This is a genomic window from Rheinheimera sp. (assembly GCF_037442525.1).
In the GTDB taxonomy this organism is placed as follows: domain Bacteria; phylum Pseudomonadota; class Gammaproteobacteria; order Enterobacterales; family Alteromonadaceae; genus Pararheinheimera.
This window is the reverse complement of the sequence record NZ_JBBIQD010000003.1, coordinates 243263-261161: the sequence shown is the minus strand read 5'-3', so window position 1 is coordinate 261161 and position 17899 is coordinate 243263. Positions and strand designations below refer to the sequence as shown.

Annotated in this window: 17 protein-coding genes; 6 read left to right on the top strand and 11 right to left on the bottom strand. The window is 53.6% G+C overall.

Translation table 11 applies throughout. The annotated features are described in order from the left end of the window. Nucleotides 1-15 precede the first annotated feature (15 nt). On the bottom strand, nt 16-1695 hold the full coding sequence (locus tag WKJ03_RS07535) for a diguanylate cyclase (RefSeq protein ID WP_337841564.1): 1680 nt from the start codon (nt 1693-1695) through the stop codon (nt 16-18). Nucleotides 1696-2015: 320 nt separating this feature from the next. Here WKJ03_RS07535 and WKJ03_RS07530 point away from each other — a divergent pair, with 320 nt between their 5' ends. After that, the gene (locus WKJ03_RS07530) at nt 2016-2381 is read left to right on the top strand and encodes a response regulator (RefSeq protein ID WP_337841563.1); all 366 of its coding nucleotides are present in this window, start codon (nt 2016-2018) and stop codon (nt 2379-2381) included. A gap of 40 nt (nt 2382-2421) precedes the next feature. Here the strand turns inward: WKJ03_RS07530 and ilvN are convergent, their stop codons facing one another. Then, nucleotides 2422-2916: an acetolactate synthase small subunit gene (gene ilvN, locus WKJ03_RS07525; protein ID WP_337841562.1), complete on the bottom strand. Its 495-nt coding sequence runs from the start codon at nt 2914-2916 to the stop codon at nt 2422-2424. Nucleotide 2917: 1 nt separating this feature from the next. After that, complete coding sequence (locus WKJ03_RS07520; RefSeq protein WP_337841561.1) at nt 2918-4657, bottom strand: acetolactate synthase 3 large subunit; 1740 nt, start codon at nt 4655-4657, stop codon at nt 2918-2920. Nucleotides 4658-5011: 354 nt separating this feature from the next. On the opposite strand from WKJ03_RS07520, the gene WKJ03_RS07515 reads away from it, so the two are divergent. Genes WKJ03_RS07515 through WKJ03_RS07505 form a run of 3 tightly spaced genes read left to right on the top strand, consistent with a single transcriptional unit; the run spans nt 5012 to nt 8073 of the window. Further along, a complete protein-coding gene (locus tag WKJ03_RS07515; RefSeq protein WP_337841560.1) occupies nt 5012-5857 on the top strand; it encodes a tetratricopeptide repeat protein in 846 nt (281 codons plus the stop codon). Nucleotides 5858-5872: 15 nt separating this feature from the next. Next, nucleotides 5873-7117, top strand: coding sequence for a serine protease (locus WKJ03_RS07510; RefSeq protein ID WP_337841559.1), 1245 nt, complete (start codon nt 5873-5875; stop codon nt 7115-7117). After that, nucleotides 7105-8073 carry an FHA domain-containing protein gene (locus WKJ03_RS07505; protein WP_337841558.1) on the top strand — a complete coding sequence of 323 codons (969 nt, stop codon included), beginning with the start codon at nt 7105-7107 and terminating at the stop codon, nt 8071-8073. Before WKJ03_RS07510 ends, WKJ03_RS07505 begins: the two co-directional genes overlap by 13 nt. A 31-nt stretch (nt 8074-8104) precedes the next feature. Here WKJ03_RS07505 and WKJ03_RS07500 read toward each other — a convergent pair whose 3' ends face one another. Then, nucleotides 8105-8494, bottom strand: coding sequence for a response regulator (locus WKJ03_RS07500; RefSeq protein ID WP_337841557.1), 390 nt, complete (start codon nt 8492-8494; stop codon nt 8105-8107). 140 nt (nt 8495-8634) lie between these two features. Between WKJ03_RS07500 and WKJ03_RS07495 the strand changes: the two genes are divergently transcribed. Next, the gene (locus WKJ03_RS07495; protein ID WP_337841556.1) at nt 8635-9822 is read left to right on the top strand and encodes a methyltransferase; all 1188 of its coding nucleotides are present in this window, start codon (nt 8635-8637) and stop codon (nt 9820-9822) included. A 2-nt stretch (nt 9823-9824) separates the two neighbouring features. On the opposite strand, the gene WKJ03_RS07490 is transcribed toward WKJ03_RS07495, so the two are convergent. From WKJ03_RS07490 to speA, 4 genes are all read right to left on the bottom strand, one after another. Beyond that, nucleotides 9825-11027, bottom strand: a complete 1203-nt coding sequence (locus WKJ03_RS07490) for a mechanosensitive ion channel domain-containing protein (RefSeq protein WP_337841555.1) — start codon at nt 11025-11027, stop codon at nt 9825-9827. After that, nucleotides 11021-11944 (bottom strand): acyltransferase, encoded by a 924-nt coding sequence (locus WKJ03_RS07485; RefSeq protein ID WP_337841554.1) that lies wholly within the window; start codon nt 11942-11944, stop codon nt 11021-11023. Before WKJ03_RS07485 ends, WKJ03_RS07490 begins: the two co-directional genes overlap by 7 nt. Continuing rightward, nucleotides 11944-12837, bottom strand: coding sequence for an acyltransferase (locus WKJ03_RS07480; RefSeq protein WP_337841553.1), 894 nt, complete (start codon nt 12835-12837; stop codon nt 11944-11946). Before WKJ03_RS07480 ends, WKJ03_RS07485 begins: the two co-directional genes overlap by 1 nt. Nucleotides 12838-12912: 75 nt before the next feature. Next, nucleotides 12913-14799, bottom strand: coding sequence for a biosynthetic arginine decarboxylase (gene speA / locus WKJ03_RS07475; protein ID WP_337841552.1), 1887 nt, complete (start codon nt 14797-14799; stop codon nt 12913-12915). 125 nt (nt 14800-14924) lie between these two features. Between speA and speE the strand changes: the two genes are divergently transcribed. Then, nucleotides 14925-15779, top strand: coding sequence for a polyamine aminopropyltransferase (speE, locus tag WKJ03_RS07470; RefSeq protein WP_337841551.1), 855 nt, complete (start codon nt 14925-14927; stop codon nt 15777-15779). A 96-nt stretch (nt 15780-15875) separates the two neighbouring features. On the opposite strand, the gene WKJ03_RS07465 is transcribed toward speE, so the two are convergent. The 3 genes from WKJ03_RS07465 to WKJ03_RS07455 form a co-directional block, all read right to left on the bottom strand. Next, nucleotides 15876-16136 (bottom strand): PspC domain-containing protein, encoded by a 261-nt coding sequence (locus WKJ03_RS07465; protein ID WP_337841550.1) that lies wholly within the window; start codon nt 16134-16136, stop codon nt 15876-15878. A 138-nt stretch (nt 16137-16274) separates the two neighbouring features. Then, entirely contained in the window at nt 16275-17123 is an 849-nt protein-coding gene (locus WKJ03_RS07460; RefSeq protein ID WP_337841549.1) for an EamA family transporter, read from the bottom strand. 62 nt (nt 17124-17185) lie between these two features. Further along, nucleotides 17186-17827 (bottom strand): OmpA family protein, encoded by a 642-nt coding sequence (locus WKJ03_RS07455; protein WP_337841548.1) that lies wholly within the window; start codon nt 17825-17827, stop codon nt 17186-17188. Nucleotides 17828-17899: the final 72 nt, after the last annotated feature.

Genomic DNA, 17899 nt, shown 5'->3' with positions numbered 1-17899 from the left:
AACAGAAGAAACATATCAGCCTGAAAAGGCGGGTTGACGTTTTTGTGCGTACATCCGGGTATCGGCGAGATGCACCAGGTCGTCCACAGAGCGTAAATCCTTCGCCTGAGGCTCTGCGACATGCACACAACCAAAGCTGGCGCTTAATTCAAGCTGTTGACCATCCAGAGTTAAACCTGTTGCCAATGCGGCATTGATGCGCTGAACCTGGCGAATCGCCACTTCGGCGTTGGGGCAGCCAACCAGCAGTACAATAAATTCATCCCCACCCCAACGAACACTGATATCCGAATTACGGCAGCTGTGCTGCAGGCGCTCAGCAAATTCCTTCAGCACGGCATCGCCGGCCTGATGGCCGTAGTTGTCATTAATTGGCTTGAAGTTATTGATATCGACCATCACCAGAGCAAAAGGCGCATCATAAGCTTTCCAGCGAAACCAGAGATCATCAGCCAGCTGATGAAAGCCGTCACGATTCAGCAACCCTGTTAATGGGTCTCTGGCCGCTTTGTTGCTCAGGGATTGTTCTCTTTGGTGCCAGGCGGTCACATCTTCAAAGGCCAGCAAGGTCACCGGGTTCTTGCGTTGTCGCCAGCTTGAGACTGTGGCCAGAAACAAGCGGCTGCCGCTGTGGCCCTGACGCAATTCCAGTTGGGTATGGAAAGTGGCGCTGGATCCCTGCCGGGCGGCCGCAAGATGGGTTTTGATGGCAGTCGAGGATGCATTCTCCGGCCAGATGGGGGTGGATTCAATATGTTGACCCACAATGCTCTCCCGGGATAAACCAAACAGCCGTTCGAACGCATAATTGACACTGCTGACCCGACCTTTTTCGTCCCAAATCGCCAGCACCGGGGCAGGAATGGCTGAAAGCAGCCGCATGGTCTCTTCAATGCCAAATCCCAGCTGTTTACGGATCTGTTCTATGGTGTCCAGCAAATGGCTGCGAACCTCAGGATGTTCATCTGTCATGGGGTCCAGAGTCAGAAACGGCTTACTAAACAAGGCCGTAGCAGACTGGGTGGCGTTTTGAACAGACTGCAGCGTCAGTTTTGACAAGGTTCTGATCAGACCAGCCACACAGAATAACATGGCCAGCAAGACCAGCACCGTGATGCCATAAGCCAGACGCAGGTTCTGCTGGTTCTCGGTGTAAATACGCTGTGCTTCCGTCAGCTGAATGGCGGACAACTGCTTCAGGTCCAGGTTCAGGCTGTCGATGCCGGGATACAGCCTGTCTCTGGCTATGTGCTGCAATGTGATCAGATCATCTCGTGCTATCGCCATGGTAATCTGCTGATGCAGCGCATTTACTCTGGCCAGTTTGGGCTCTATGGTGTCGATAAGTGCCCGCTCAGCGCCGACCAGTTCGGTCTGCAGATACTGCTGCCAGGCCTGGCTGGCGTTGTATTGTGTTTCCATCAGCAATTGCAATGCCTGCTCTGAGCTGATCAGCGCCGACAATCGTTTATTGGTGCTGTCCACCAGATCAATCGCATAGGCATCCGACACCGTTTTCAGCTGTTGTAAGGGCACCACTCTGTCACTATACAAAGTGCTGATACGGGCATTGGCCTGATACAGATGGCTGAGGAGCAGTAACAGCGCCAGCAGCACGATAAGCAGCGGAAGTCCTGCCAGCAGCAGGAGTTTGACTTTCAAACGGGACTTATTGAAATGGTCAAGTAAGGTCATTCTAGGCTCTGCAGTCGGTGTAGGTTTCAGCATGTGGTGCGCCGGTTGCTGAACTGGGTTCCGGCAACGCCGGACTTGTTCCAGACAGGGTCGTCAGGTGTCCTTCACCATTGAATCATGGCCTCGCTGCGGCAGGTAGAGTCAGACATGATCTTTGGTAATGCCCTGGCCGAAAACTGGTGAGCCTACTGGTGTTAAGCGAGGCTGACGTTGTTCGACGTGATTCAGTCGCAGGATTTCTCGATTTCAGGGAAGTTTGACTATACTGCCTGATACTGGCCGCCGGGCCAGGGATAAAAAGGGAAACGGAGGCCAGCGGGATGACAGTAAGGGTGCTGATTTTGGATGACAGTAAAATATGCCGGATCTTTTTAACCAACTACCTGAGGGATTTATTACCCAAAGCTGAAATTGTTCAGGCCGAGTCCGGCGATGATGCCGTGGCTCAGGCGGCTCAGGGCGAGTTTCAGCTGGCGGTGCTGGATTACAATGTGCCGGATTTAAGTGGTTTGCTGGTCGCCAGTAAAATCAAAGAAATGCAGCCTGTGTGTGAACTGGCGTTATTAACCGCCAATCTGATGCGTTCGGTGGAAGAACAGGCGGATGAGCAGGGGGTGCGTTACTACCGCAAACCTATCACTGCGGATGTGACCCGGCAAATACTGCAAGACAGTCACTTTATCTAAAGCATCAGGTCCGGCATGCCGGACCTGATCAGGTTCACAGTTAAAGACTTAAGGTGCGTTCACCCCGGGCTATGCCCGATACACCAGTTCGCACTGTTTCCAGAATTTGCACGCCTTGCAGGGCCTCAATAAAAGCTTCCAGCTTTTCAGAGGTGCCGACAATCTGAATGGTGTAGGTGGTGGGGCTGACGTCGATGATCTGGCCACGGAAAATATCGGCCGACCGTTTGACCTCTTCACGTTGGTCATTGTTGGTGGCGCGCACTTTCACCATCAGCAATTCACGTTCAATGTGGGCCGCTTCGCTTAAGTCCATCAGTTTGACCACTTCAATCAGCTTATGCAGCTGTTTGGTGATCTGTTCAATCACTTTGTCATCACCACGGGTGACCAGGGTCAGCCGCGACATGGTCGGGTCTTCGGTGGCCGCCACGGTCAAGGAGTCAATGTTGTAGCCACGCTGGGCAAATAAACCCACCACGCGGGCCAGAGCGCCAGATTCGTTTTCCAGCAGAACAGAAATAATATGCCGCATCTTACACCCGCTCCGTTTTGCTTAAGAACATCTGGTTCATGGCACCGCCTGGCACCTGCATTGGGTAAACGTGTTCGGTTGGATCCACATGAATATCCAGAAACACCAGTTTGTCTTTTAATGCAAAAGCACGTTCCAGCGCGGGCTCCAGTTCTTCCGGTTTGGTCACGCGAATACCGACATGGCCATAGGCTTCGGCAAGCTTTACAAAATCAGGCAGAGAATCCATATAAGAGCTGGAGTAACGGCTGTCATAGTTCATATCCTGCCATTGTTTCACCATGCCCAGGTAGCCGTTATTCAGGTTAATCACTTTCACTGCCAGACCGTATTGTTTGCAGGTCGACAGCTCCTGAATATTCATCTGAATAGAACCTTCGCCAGTGACGCAAACCACTTCAGCGTCCGGGTAATGCAGTTTGACACCCATAGCAGCCGGCAAACCAAAACCCATGGTGCCGAGGCCGCCTGAGTTGATCCAGCGGTTCGGTTTATCAAACTTGTAGTACTGGGCCGCAAACATCTGGTGCTGACCGACGTCCGAGGTGACATAGGCATCCCCCTGCGTATGACGGTGCACCGCTTCAATCACGGCCTGCGGTTTTAGTTGTGGGCTGCTTTGGTCATAACGGCCACCATGGCGTTCACGCCACTGGTTAATCTGTTGCCACCAGTCGGACAACGCGGCCTGGTCCAGCTCGCCGTTTTGTTTGTCCAGCTGAGACAACAGTTCCTGCAGCACTGGTTTCACCAGACCAACAATAGGGATATGGGCATTGACGGTTTTCGAGATACTGGCCGGGTCAATGTCGATATGAATAATGGTGGCGTCCGGGCAGAATTTTTTCGTGGCGTTGGTGACGCGGTCATCAAAACGGGCACCGACAGCAAAAATCACATCGGCATGGTGCATCGCCTGGTTGGCTTCATAAGTACCGTGCATACCTAACATGCCAATAAACTGGTCATCCGACGCCGGGTAAGCACCCAGGCCCATCAGCGTATTGGTCACTGGCAACTTTAAACGGCGGGCCAGTTCGGTCAGCTCGTCAGAGGCTTTGCCCAGCACCACACCACCGCCTGAGTACAGCACAGGGCGTTTCGCCGCTAATAAAGTGGCCAGCGCTTTTTTAATCTGGCCTGGGTGCCCTTTGGCATTGGGGTTGTAGGAGCGCAGTTTAATGTCCTGCGGGTATTGATACGGAAACTTCTGGCTGGGCATGGTCATGTCTTTTGGAACATCTAAAACGACAGGGCCAGGCCGGCCGCTTTGGGCAATATAAAAGGCCTTTTTCACCAGGTAGGGGATCTCTTCCGGCCGGCGTACCGACATATTGTGTTTCACAATAGGGCGGGAAATACCAAGCATATCGGTTTCCTGAAAGGCGTCATCGCCAATCAGGTGGCTCATCACCTGGCCACAAATCACCACCATCGGAATGGAGTCCATATAAGCAGTGGCAATGCCGGTGACGGCGTTGGTGGCGCCAGGGCCTGAGGTGACCAACACCACACCGGCTTTACCACTGGCCCGGGCGTAGGCGTCGGCCATATGAGTGGCGGCCTGTTCGTGCCGGACCAGCACGTGTTTCACCTGATGTTGCTGAAACAGCGCATCGTAGATGTGTAACACGGCACCGCCCGGGTAACCATATACATACTCAACGCCTTCATCAGCTAAGGCGCGGATCAGCATGGCTCCCCCAGACAGCAGTTCTGGTTGGGTGTTTTCGCTTGTCATTTGGTCAGGTCTCATCGTTATTGCATACAGAAAAACGGCGTTTGCCCTTGCGGCAAACACCAACAGCCAGCCGACTGCTGGCAGGCTCAGGGTACTGAGCCAAGCTGTTTTTTCACGTGGACGCTGACAGAGGAAAGGCTGTCAAAACTAAGTGCCTGTCTGAATAATGGTTTTAATAAATTGCAGGCTTGCTGGTTAATTTACGGCAAGGGCTGGCGAAAGTCGATGGCTTTTTTGGGTTAAAGCAAAAACTCTAAAAGGGCTGGCTGGCCTTCGCCGCGCGGCTTGCTGCTTGCAAAAGCCGGGTTTAGCCCACATGATACCGGCAGAGATCGGGATTTACAGGTAGCTGATGTGGCTGACAATATTCAATTCGTATCGATGGACAATGTGCGGGCTTTACTGGAGAAATCTTTTAGCCAGCCTGTACTGTTTTATTTTTTTTCTGAACGCAGCCCGGCCTGCCTGAATTTTGGCCCCGTGTTGCAACGGATAGCGCAGCGCTACCCGAATGAGCTGACGCTGGCGGTGGTCGATTGTGACCAGGAGCAGCAACTGGCGGCCCATTTTGGGGTGCGCTCAGTGCCGACAACTTTAGTGATCCAGCAAGGGCAGCCGGTGGATGGTTTTGCTGGTGAAGAACCGGAAGACGCGATACTCAGCCGCTTGCAGGCATTTTTACCCAAACCGGAGCAACAACTGTTGCAACAGGCCCAGGCACTGCTGGCTGAACAGAATTTTGCTGAGGCTTACCCGCTGCTGAAGCAGGCGGCAGAACTGGCACCCCAGGATGTACAAATCCGTTTGCATCTGGCATTGGTACAAGTGGAGCTGGGGCAGTTGGCCGCTGCGGAGCAGGCGCTGGCCACTGTGCTGATGGCTGATCAGGATGCCTTGTACCACAATGTCAAAGCGCGCCTGGAACTGGCGCAACAAGCCTCCGAAAGCCCGGAAGTGAAAGCGCTGGAACAGGCCCTGGCGGCTGATCCGGCCAACAACGACCTGAAACAGCAGCTGGCCGTGCAGTACCATCAGGTGCAGCGTAGCGGCGAAGCGCTGGAATTGCTGTATCAGATCCTCAAGCAGGATCTGAACTTTGGTGAGGCGAAAAAGTTATGTTTGGACATGCTGGCAACCTTACCCAAAGGCGACCCGCTGGCGTCGTCATTCCGCCGTAAGCTTTACAGCCTGCTGTACTAAGCCAAGGGACCTTTCATGATACTGCGCTGCTGGATGCTGTTGTTGTTGTTGGGGGCCGCTTCGGTGCAGGCGGCAGCTGTGGCGGAAAAAGTCTTTGCCGATTATGCCGACGCTTTATTGCAGATTAAGGTGCTGGACAAAAACTCCGGCGCCAAATCGGCCATTGGTAGCGGCTTTTTGCTGGCTGAGCCCAGGCTGATTGTCACCAATTACCATGTGGTGTCGGAAGCGGTGCTGTTTCCGGACAAATACCAGCTGGAGTTTCTGAACAAAGACCAGGCCGCCGGGCAGTTGCAGATAGTGGCGGTGGATGTGGTGAATGACCTGGCGCTGCTGGCGTCAGATTATCAGGCCGTAAAGCCTTTTCAGATCCAGTCACAAGCCCCGGTGCAGGGCGCCGCTGTGTATTCCTTGGGTAACCCGCACGATTTGGGGCTGATTGTGGTGCCTGGCACCTACAATGGCCTGCAAAAACACAGCTTTTACCCCCGTATTCATTTTACCGGTGCCATTAACAGCGGCATGAGCGGTGGGCCTGCGGTGAATGAGCAAGGTGAGGTGATTGGTATTAATGTGGCTTCTGCAGGGAACGATTTAGGCTTTCTGGTCCCGGCCGATGCCTTGCTGAAGTTACTACAGAAGCCAAAAGCAGATGATTTAAAACAGGATATTCAGCAGCAACTGCTGCAAAGCCAAAGACGTATGTTTGAACAAATTCTGCAGGCCGACTGGAAAACCAAAGCTTTTGGCCCGGCCAGGGTGCCGGACGAAGTGGTGCCTTTTGTGCGCTGCTGGGGCAGTTCCAATCTGGAAAAAGACAAAGACGATATCAAACGGGTCAATGCGTTCTGCAATCAGCCGGAAGAGATTTTCCTGTCCAATGAGTTCAGTACCGGCCGCATTGAAATGCAGTTTGAGTGGCAGCAAGCCAAAGGTTTGCATCCGCTGCAGTTTTTCCGCCGCTATCAGAACAGCATCAGCCAAATGAATGCCGACAATAAAGCCGGTGAAGAGGATGTCAGCCGCTTCCGTTGTGATACTCAGGTGGTGCAGGCAAACGCCGGGCAACAGGCCAAAGCAGTATTCTGCCTGCGCTCGTACAAAGACTACCCAGGGCTCTATGACGTCGCCTATATCTCGGCGTCGCTTGACCAGTCACACCAGGGGGTGATTAGCCATTTCACGCTGGCGGGTGTTGAGAAAGAGATGGCGCTGGCCTTTACCCGTAAATTCAGGGAGGCGGTGACATGGCAATTCTAGTGGAGGTGCTGAATGCTCAGCTGAAAGTGGTGGAACGGCATAAATTTAATCAGCCGCATATCCGTCTGGGCCGCGCTTTTGACAACGATGTAATTCTGTTCGACAAACATGTCTGCCCGCATCACGCCAGCCTGAGTCTGGATGAAGACGGCCAGTGGCAGCTGGAAGATTTAAGTTCGGTCAATGGCAGTTATGTCGCCGGGCGTAAAGCTGTGGAGCAAAAAGAGCCGCTGCGTTCGGGGGAAATCTGCTGGTTGGGCGATCAGGCGTTACGCCTGTATGACGATCAGCATCAGGTGGCTCCAGCCTTGCCGTTAAGCTTGCTGACCCAACGCCTGACGGCCATGGGGCATGGCGTGTTAATTCTGCTGTTTGCACTGCTGATTGCGGCTGAACATATTGGCACTGTCTGGCTGACGCTGCCCAGCCAGCTGCAGCAAGCCTGGCCCGGACGTTTGCTGGAAATTCCCAAATCGCTGTTAATGTTTTGCCTGTGGCCAGCCCTGCTGGCGCTGTGGAGCCGTCTGCATCAGCAGGACAGTTTCTTTTTGCCACAACTCAGCCTGACCTACGCTGCTATTGCGGGCTCGGCGGTCTGGGGCATGCTGTGTTTCTGGATAGGTTTTAACACTGATGGGGCAGCCTGGGCCAGCTGGCTGGAGGTACTGGGCTACAGTGCCATTTTCTGGTTGTTGTTTGCCGCGAACTTCTGGCTGGCGACTCAGTGGCGGCGTCGTTATCAACTGTTGCTGGCGACGGTGCTGATGGCACTGGTCAGCGGCCAGCAGTGGCTGCAACTGCTGATGCCGCCTTCACCTTATGACCGCTCGCTGCGATACGACGAACGTCTGTTGCCAGCGGTGTTTTATTTGGGGCAGGGAATGTCAGAAGCAGACTACCAGCAGCAACTGGACGCCTTGTTTCAGGCGGAATCTGCACAGCAGGATGACCTTTAACCAAAGAGTGGCAGCGGCAGCGCTGCTTTCTTCAGCTTTGGCCGAAACCACTCCAGATGCTGCGGATTTGGTCTGATAGCGCCATGGGGTCAAAAGGTTTGACCACCACATCGGCAGCGCCCAAGGCTTTGTAGGACTGAATTTCGCTGGCCTGCACTTTGGCCGTCATAAAGACCACAGGAATAGTGCTCAGATCATGATCCTGCTGCAATTGCTTCAGGGTACTGGGGCCGTCCATGCCGGGCATCATCACATCCAGCAGGATCAGCTGCGGGGCGAAGCTGGTAAAACGTTGCAACGCTTCTTCACCGCCATTGCAGGTTTCCACCGTAAAACCACCCACCACCTCCAGCGCCACTTTGGCTACAGCCTGAATCGAGGGGTCATCTTCCACATGCATAATACGTTTAAGTTCAGTCACCTGGGCTCTCCGCACCTTGGGGTATCCGTGGTTGAGTGTGCATGATTTTGCGCAGAGCTGCCAGTCAAGGCCGAACTGCAGCCAGATTTTTTTTGCGGCTGTTGTTATAGTGGCGCCTTTTCGGGCAGAGGGGAGCGTCAGTGTTCAGTACCTTGTGGCAACAGCTGGACCAGCTGCTGTACCAGTATCAGCCATTCTGGCGGTTTTTACCTTTTTATCAGGTGGAGCCGGGCTGGCAACACCCTGCGTTGCAGGCATGGCTGGACAGGCTGAGTGAAGCGCAATTGGATCAGCTGGAGCTGCATGAGCCATGGCGCCGCCAGCAACTGGCTGATTTTTTTCCACAACTGGCCGCAGTGACTGACTGGATAGTGGCCCGCCAGACTGAGGCAAAACCAGCAGCTGAAGCTATGCCGTTCTGGCTGGCTCGTGATATCAAAGGCCGCAAACAGCAACAAATAGAATTCTGGGTCGAGCAATTGCCGGATTTGCCACTGCCCCTGTTGGAGTGGTGCGCTGGTAAGGGGCATTTGGGCCGTTGGTTAAGTAGCAGTAAAAGCCGCCAGGTGTTGAGCCTGGAATGGCAGGCTGAGCTGTGTGCTCAGGGCGAAGCTGAAGCCCGCCGATTGCAGTTAGCTCAAACTTTTGTACAGGCTGATGTGTTGCAACCAGCCAGCCAGCAGTACCTGCAAGCCAAACAACATGCAGTGGCATTGCATGCCTGCGGCGATTTGCATCTGCAGTTGCTGAGATCGGCTGCGGCCCGGCAGACTCAGCAGTTGGATCTGATCCCTTGTTGTTATCACTTAATAGCCCAACCAGACTACCGGGGCTTGTCGCAGCAGGCTCAGCAAGGGCAGTTGCTGCCCTTGAGTAAAGAACAACTGAAACTGGCGGTGCAGAGCCAGAGTACGGCCGGAGAACGCATAGCCAGGCTGCGGCATCTGGAAGTCTGGTGGCGGCTGAGTTATCAGGCCTTGTACCAGCACTGCACAGGACAGCAGCACTACCGGCCACTGGATTCGGTGGCGAAACACTGGTTTAGTGGGGAGTTTCGGGCTTTTGCCGACTTTGCCGCCGCTGCGCATGGCTGGTCCATCCCAGACGATCTGGATGTAACGCCGTTTTTGGCCGAAGGTGCCGCGCGACAACGGCAGGTGCGCCGCCAACAATTGGTCCGTTCCGTTTTTGCGCCTGCACTGGAGTTGTATCTGGTACTCGACAGAGTGCTGTATTTGCAGGAGCAGGGTTATCAGGTGCAGCTGCAGCGGTTTTGCCCGGCCGCTCTGACCCCACGCAACTGGTGGATCAGCGCGGCCAGGTGCTGAGTTTATGCTGGGCTTTTGTGCCCCAGCCGCTGGAAAGCGCTCAGGGTAAAGAGGGGCAAGGTGGCGAACAGCTGCTCAAACAGCTCGGCTTGCACCTGCTCGTAATTGACCCAAGCTTTGTCGGCACAAAAACAGTAAATCTCCAGTGGCAAGCCCACTTCGTTCGATTCCAGCTGGCGTACCATCAAGGTCATATTCTGGTTAATTTTCGGGTGCTGGCGCAGCAGCCATTCGGCATAAGCGCGATACAGCCGCACATTGGTCAGTTGGGGCAACTGCAGCAACTGCTGTGCGCTGTCGCTTTGCACAAAGTCGCTCAGCTCGGCGTGCTGGCTGATTTGCTGTTTTTCCTGCTCATCCAGAAAACCAATGCTGTGAATATCAATTTTCAGCGCTCTTTTAATACGACGACCACCGCTTTGTTGCATACCGCGCCAGTTTTTAAAGGAGTCGGCAATCAGCGCATAAGTGGGAATGGTGGTAATGGTGTTGTCCCAGTTTTGCACTTTCACTGTGGTTAAGGCCACTTCGATCACTGCACCATCGGCACCGTATTTGGGCATTTCTATCCAGTCGCCCAAAGACACCATTTTATTGGTCGCCAGCTGCACACTGGCGACCAGACCAAGAATGGTGTCTTTAAAGACCAGTAGCAGAACTGCGGTCAGTGCCCCTAAACCGCTTAGCAAATAGACAGGCGATTTACCCAGCAGGGTGCTTAAAATCAGAATGCCGATGACGATGGCATCCAACAGCTTCAGTACCTGAGCCAGACCCAGGTAAGGCACATTGCTGGCCGGGTACAGCGTGGCGTAAATGCGGCAGACAAAGTTGATAAAGGCGGCAAAGGCCAGGCCAGCCACCAGATACAGGTAGACCCACAGCGCATCATCCAGCAACAGCACAAAATCGGGCCAGTGGCTGAAATAGGGGGCCACACTGTTAATCAGTACGGCAGCCGGTACCAGATGGGCCAGGTGGCTGGCTAAGGTGCGCCTGTCCCGTTCGGTTTCCTGCTCCAGCTTGCCATCCAGCCGGTCCAGCAGATGGGTCAGTAAAGGCCGCAGATAACGTCGGGCCAGCGTAAATAAAGCGGCCAGCAGCATAAAAGCCAGCAGCAGCCGGACAAACAAAAATGCCGGATGGGAGACAGGCCAGTCCAAGCCTGCGGCCTGCGCCGCCTGCATAAACCAGGTATCTAACATAAGGCGTTTTGCTCCGCAGCCGAAGCCGCGTTTTGGTACCGGCTGATTTGCCGGTCTTTGTCCAGCCAGCGTTGATTCAGCCAGTTCTGAAAGCGGACTCTGAACTGCTCATCGTTAAAGTAATCGCCGATGATCTGCTCGTCCACGGCCAGTACCTGCACCTGCACCACCACCCGCTTTAGCCGGCCACAGAGCATATCCAGCATCACATGGCCTGGGTTGTCCGGATAGAGAATTGTCACATCCAGCACTGCATCAAACTGGGAACCCATAGCGGCCAGCGTAAAGGCAATACCACCGGCTTTGGGGGGCAATAAATAGGTGAAGGGGCTGCGTTTGGCCTTGTGTTTGGCTGGCGTAAAGCGGGTACCTTCGACAAAGTTAATAATAGTGGTGGGCTGGTGTTTAAACTTTTCGCAGGACTGACGGGTGGTTTCAATGTCTTTGCCCTTCAGTGCCGGGTTTTTGTGAATTTGCGCCTGACTGTAGCGTTTCATAAAGGGCATATCCAAAGCCCAGCTGCCGGAGCCGATAAAAGGCACCCATTTCAGCTCTTCCTTGAGGAAAAACTTGGGTTCAGGAATGCGGTCCAGCGCAAACTGGCTTAACACCGGAATATCCATCCAGCTTTTGTGGTTGGCAATCAGTAAGTACCAGGTGTTCTGGTTCAGTGTTTCAGCACCGCTCACTTGCCACTGCACCGGATTAAACAGCTCCATCAGCCATTTATTGCCGCGTGACCAGCCACGGTAAAAGCGGTGGGCCGGCGCAGACCACCAGGCCCGCAGTGTGGCGGTAGGGGAGAGCAGCTTGCCAATACCTGTCAGTGTGACCAGGGCACCCCATAACGCCAGATTCAGGCTAAAACAAATAAACGCCAGTGGCGCTTTCAGAACCGCAGGTAACCACACCAACATCAGCCTTTTTCCCCATGCGCCAATTCTGTTAACGTCCGGTCTTTATCTAACCACAACTGGTTAACCCAGTGTTGGAATTTTTGCCTGAACTGTGGATCTTCGTAGTCGCCAATCAGGTGCTGCTCTATCGGCAACACCCGCACCCGCACCTTAATGTCCTGCACCTTGCCTGAAATGTAATCCCAGAAACTGGGGTTGTGTTTCGGGTAATAAATGGTGACATCCAGCAGTTTATGCAGGTGTTCGCCCATCGCATTCAGCACAAAAGAAATGCCGCCGGCTTTGGGTTTCAGCAGGTGGGCAAAAGGCGATTGTTGTTTGTCATGTTTGTGTGTGGTGAAACGGGTGCCTTCGAGGAAATTCATCACAGACACCGGTTTGTAGCGGAATTTTTCACAGGCCTTGCGGGTGGTTTCAATATCTTTGCCTTTCAGTGCCGGATTGGCCGCCAGCTGTTTGGCGGTAAAGCGTTTCATAAAAGGAAAATCCAGTGCCCACCAGCAGGTGCCAAGTAAAGGCACATAAATCAGCTCTTTTTTCAGAAAGAACTTCAGAAAAGGAATTTTGCGGTTAAATATTTTCTGTAGCACCAGAATATCGACCCAGCTCTGATGGTTGGCGACGACCAGATACCAGTCTTTCAGGCTTAACGTCTCCAGGCCTCTGACGTCCCAACGAATGCGGGTAAAGACCCGGGTGGTCAGGTTATTCAGGCTGATCCAGGAGCTGGCACAGAAATCCAGTAAATGGGTGATCCAGATGCGCCAAATTTTTACCGGCGGCAACTTTAATAAAGCCAGTGCCGTGACAGGTACAAACCAGAATAAAGTATTGAGCAGATACAGCAGGAAAGACAAAGAGCCGCGCACGGGCGAAGGTAAAAAATGCAACATAACACCACCATCTGAAGCTGGGGTCAGAGTAGTACTCTGACCCCCGTAACTGATCCGATCAGTGGCTAGTTTAACTTAATCTTCGAAGTAGGTGTAACCATAAACGCCGGATTTCAGCTCTTCCAGTAACAGGCTTTGCTGCTCCGGAGTCACATCTATTTTGGCCAGCTGTTTCTGGTACGAGGCAATCAGCTTCTTGGCGTCGAACTGCACATAACGCAGGACGTCGGCCACAGTGTCGCCTTTGATCGGGTTGGTCAGGCGGTAACCGCCGGATTCGTCCAGCTCGACATGCACAGAGTCGGTGTCACCAAACAGGTTGTGCAAATCGCCCAGAATTTCCTGGTACGCCCCCACCATAAACATCCCCAGCAGGAACTGCTCATCTTCTTTGTACGACGGCAGTGGCAGGGTGGATTCAATGCCGTTGCCGTCGGCATAGCTTTTCAGCGCACCGTCCGAGTCACAGGTAATGTCCTGAATAATGGCGCGGTGTTCCAGGCTTTCGTTCATGCGTTCCAGCGGCATCACCGGGAACAGCTGGTCAATACCCCAGGCATCCGGCATCGACTGGAACAAGGAGAAATTAACAAACAGCTTGTCGGCCAGTTTCTCGTTCAGCTCGTCGTGAATATCCCGGTGTGAACGCGACGACAGGTCGAGCATGTTTTTCACCTTGTTTAAAGTGGCGAAATAAATCTGTTCCAGCAGTGACCAATCCTGCAGCGTCAGCAGGCCGTGTACGTACTGGGCGTGCGCATCGGTAAAGAAATGCACCGCGTCGTGGTAGGCTTCTACCGCTGAACGTGGCGTGACGTTTTTGTACGAATCCCACAGACCCCAAATCACCGCCGGTGAATCTTCGCTTGGCTCTGGCAGCTTGACCAGGCCGGGTGCCCGTTCGATGTCAATGGCGTCTGTCACCAGCACGGCGTGGTGCGCTGTCATGGCGCGGCCCGACTCAGTGATGATATTCGGGTGAGGCAGGTCATATTCGTCACAGACTTCTTTTAAGCCGTACACCACGTTACGGGCGTATTCCAGCATGGTGTAGTTCATCGAGCAGGCAGAACGGCTGTTCGAGCCTTCGTAGTCCACCCCTAAACCACCACCGACGTCGACCGTTTCAATAGGCACACCTAAAGTACGCAGCTCCGCGTAGTGGCGGGCACATTCGCGAATGGCGTTGTGAATATCGCGGATATTGGCAATTTGGGAGCCGATATGGAAATGCACCAGTTTCAGCAAATCCAGCTTGCCAGCGTCACGCAGAATATCGATGGCTTGCAGCACCTGGGTGGCGGTCAGGCCGAATTTGCCTTTTTCACCGCCTGTGTTTTGCCATTTGCCTTTACCGACCGAGTTCAGCTTGATGCGGATACCGATATAAGGTGCATGGCCCAGGCTGTCGATTTCCCGCAGCAGGGTTTTCAGCTCGGTAATTTTTTCGACCACTACATAGACGCTGTGGCCCATCATCTGGCCAATGGTGGCCAGACGCAGGAATTCGGAATCTTTATAGCCGTTACAGACAATACGCAGTGGCTGGTCTGTGACGCCCAAAATAGCCATCAGCTCAGGTTTGGAACCGGCCTCCAGGCCCACTTTACCGCTGTCATGGCTGACCAGCTTTTTCACCACGGAAAACTGCTGGTTCACTTTGATTGGGTACACGGCGGTGTATTCGCCCTGATAATCCTTTTCGGCTTTGGCCTGCATAAAGGAGCTGATCAGGGTGCCTACGCGGTGCTGCAGAATGTCGGTAAAACGTACCAACACCGGCAGGGTTAAGCCTTCTTCTTTAAAACGTGCGGTCAGCTCTGGCATGCTGATGCCAGGTTTGTTGTGATCCTGATCCGGATAAGCCACCAGATCGCCTTTGTTGTTCACATCAAAATAGCCTTCGCTCCAGACCGCGACGTTATAAATAGAACGTGCCTTTTCAATACCCCAATCTGCCATTGTCATGCCCTGATAAAAAAGATGCGGTATTTTAAAACCAATGCGGCGAAAAAAACATGAAAAATTTGTTTATGCCGGCCTGCGCTGGCAAAATGTTGCGCTTCGTTTTTCAGGAGGGGTGCTTTATGTTGAAAACTGATCAGTGGTTTACCGAAGTTTTTGCCGCCAGCGGCAGTGTTTTTGGTCTGGAAATTACCAAAAAACTGGACGAGGTGCGCTCCCCTTTCCAGCACATTGAACTATTCGAAACCACCCAGTTTGGCAATATGATGGTGATTGACGGCGTCATTATGCTGAGCAGCCGCGACAACTTCCTGTACCACGAAATGCTGAGCCATCCGGTGTTATTCACCCACCCGAACCCACAACAGGTGGTGATTATTGGTGGCGGCGACTGCGGCACGCTGCGTGAGGTATTAAAACACCCTATAGCCCAGGTGACCCAGATTGATATTGACGAGCAGGTCACCCGGATGGCGGAAAAATACTTCCCGGAGCTCTGTGCGTCCAATAACGACCCACGTGCCACCTTACAATTTGCCGACGGTATCGCTTTTATGCGTGACGCGGCGCCAGAGTCGCTGGACGTCGTGATTGTGGATTCCACCGACCCTATAGGGCCGGGCGAAGGCCTGTTTAACCGCGCCTTTTATGAAAGTTGCCTGAAAGCGTTAAAACCAGGCGGTATTCTGGTGCAACAAAGCGAATCGCCACTGATCCATATGCCGCTGTTAAAAGCCATGCGCGAAGCCATGAGTGACGCCGGTTTCGCCGCACTGCAAACCCTGCAGTTCCCACAGATGGTGTACCCATCTGGCTGGTGGACCTGCACCCTGGCACGCAAAGACGCCCAGTTTGAAGGCTTCCGGCTTGAGGCGGCACAACAGGCAACATTTAACACTGAATACTACAACGCCGCTATTCACCAGGCGGCGATGGCGCTGCCCAACTTTGTATTGCGTGAGTTTGGCCTGAAGTAAAACGACCTGAGTGCATTGCAGAAGGGCAGCCACTGGGCTGCCCTTTGTTTTTGGGCTGGATTGATGGCTTTTGGCTGGTTTTCGGAGAGCGGATGTTTAACTGCCCACAGCTCTGCGCTGTGCAGCTTTACGTCGTAAATGACGGGCCATGGCCTGGGTAGATGGGTACTTAGGTAACAGCAGCCACAACACAACATAAGCTATCAGCGCGATAGCAAAGAAAAAACTGCTGATAAGGAAGGCGACACGTACGGCATTTTTAGACCAGCCATAGTAGTCTGCTAAGCCAGCACAAACACCGGCAATAAGGGGCGATTTTCCCAGCGTCAGTACTGGCTGTTCGTGAAGGTTTTTCATGCCTGCTCCTTTTGGCTGTTTATTGCGTCATAACACGCATTTAGGGTGATTATTTCCCTAAAATCAATCATATCCTGAAATTTGTCCAGTTTTTTTGAGAGCTCTGCATGCCGTTCATATGGGAATTGACGTTGCAGTTCAGCTGGCCTTTTGCCTGCCCGCCCAAACCAGACTTAACAAAATCAGCGCTGAACCCAGGCCTAGGGTCCACCAATTCACCTGATGTTGCCAGAAGATAAAGTTGACCAGCAGTCCCGCTGGGATCAGCAGGTTATTCATCACCGCCAGCTGGTTGGCGCTGACCTGGCGCGAGGCGATGCTCCAGATCAGGTAGCCCAGACCGGAAGCGACTAAACCCAACCAGAGCAAAATGCCGTATTCCAGCGGGGTGTCGGGCAGGCGCTGCCAGTTGGCAAACAGCAGGGATGCACTACCACTGACGGCGGCGGCACCGGCAAAAAACCAGCCGTAATGACGAACCTGTTGTTTGGCGCCGCCTAAATCCAGCTGGCGATACGCCACCTGGCCCACAGCAAAACAGAAGTTGGCCGCCTGAATAAGCAACAAGCCCCACCAGAATTCAGCGCTGAGTTGCTGATAACGAATCACCAGCGCACCCAATACGGCCAGCAAGGCTGGTCCCAGCCAGCGCCAGTGCAGGCGGCGGTAACGCCAGTAATAGTCCAGCACCGAAATATACACAGGGGTCAGAATGGTAAACAGCAGCACTTCGGCTACCGACAGGTATAAAAAGCTGTGGTACAGCAGCAGGTACATAATGCCTAGCTGAACAGCACCAATAGCCGCCAACTTGCAGGCAAGTGCAAAAGGCGTGCGGTATTTCAGCAGCAAAGGCAAAAATAGCAGCAGCGCCAGCAACATCCGGCTACTGACGGCCAGATAAGGGTCCACAGTTGCGGCCAGAAACTCGCCAATTAAGGAAAAACTAAAGGCCCAAACCAGAGTGACCAGCCATAACCACGCCATAAACAACTACGCCAGTGAAAAAACACTGGCGCAGCATAAATCAGAACCCAACGCAGGCAAAGTTATTGCGTCACGGGCTCGATATGAATTTCCACCCGGCGGTTCATGGCGCGGTTGGCTTCAGAGGTGTTCGGTACGGCCGGGTAGCTTGGGCCCAGACCCTGGGTTTCCAGCCGGATTGGGTTTAAGCCTTGCGCCATCAGGTACTGTTTGACGCTGTCGGCCCTTTTGGCCGACAGCTGCATATTGTAGTCATAAGGACCGGTGTCGTCGGTATGACCGCTGATCACCAGCAGGGTTTTGTCGTATTCACCCAGCACTTTGGCCACGTCATTCAGCACAGGGTATAACTGCGGCTGAATATCGGAGCGGTTGACCTGAAAGGTAATTTGCGACGGGATCTCCAGCCGTAGAATGTTGCCATCGCGGTGAACTTTCACACCTGTACCGGACAGCTGATCACGCAGCGCCATTTCCTGGTTATCCATATAACGGCCGACGGCGGCCCCAGCCAGCGCACCAATAGCGGCGCCAATGGCCAGTCGCTTGTTTTTATGGTTACCAGTCGCTTTGCCCAATACCGCCCCTACACCGGCACCAATGGCGGCACCTTTGGCGGTATTCTGGTTTTGCGGCGCTACAGCACAACCTGTCAGCACCAAAGCGCTGCACAGCGCCATCACACCTAACCTTGTTGAATTCATTCCGTTCTCCTTGCGTTATTTCGCGGCGCAGACTAACACGCCTTTGTAACCAGTCTATGGCAACTGCCTGAA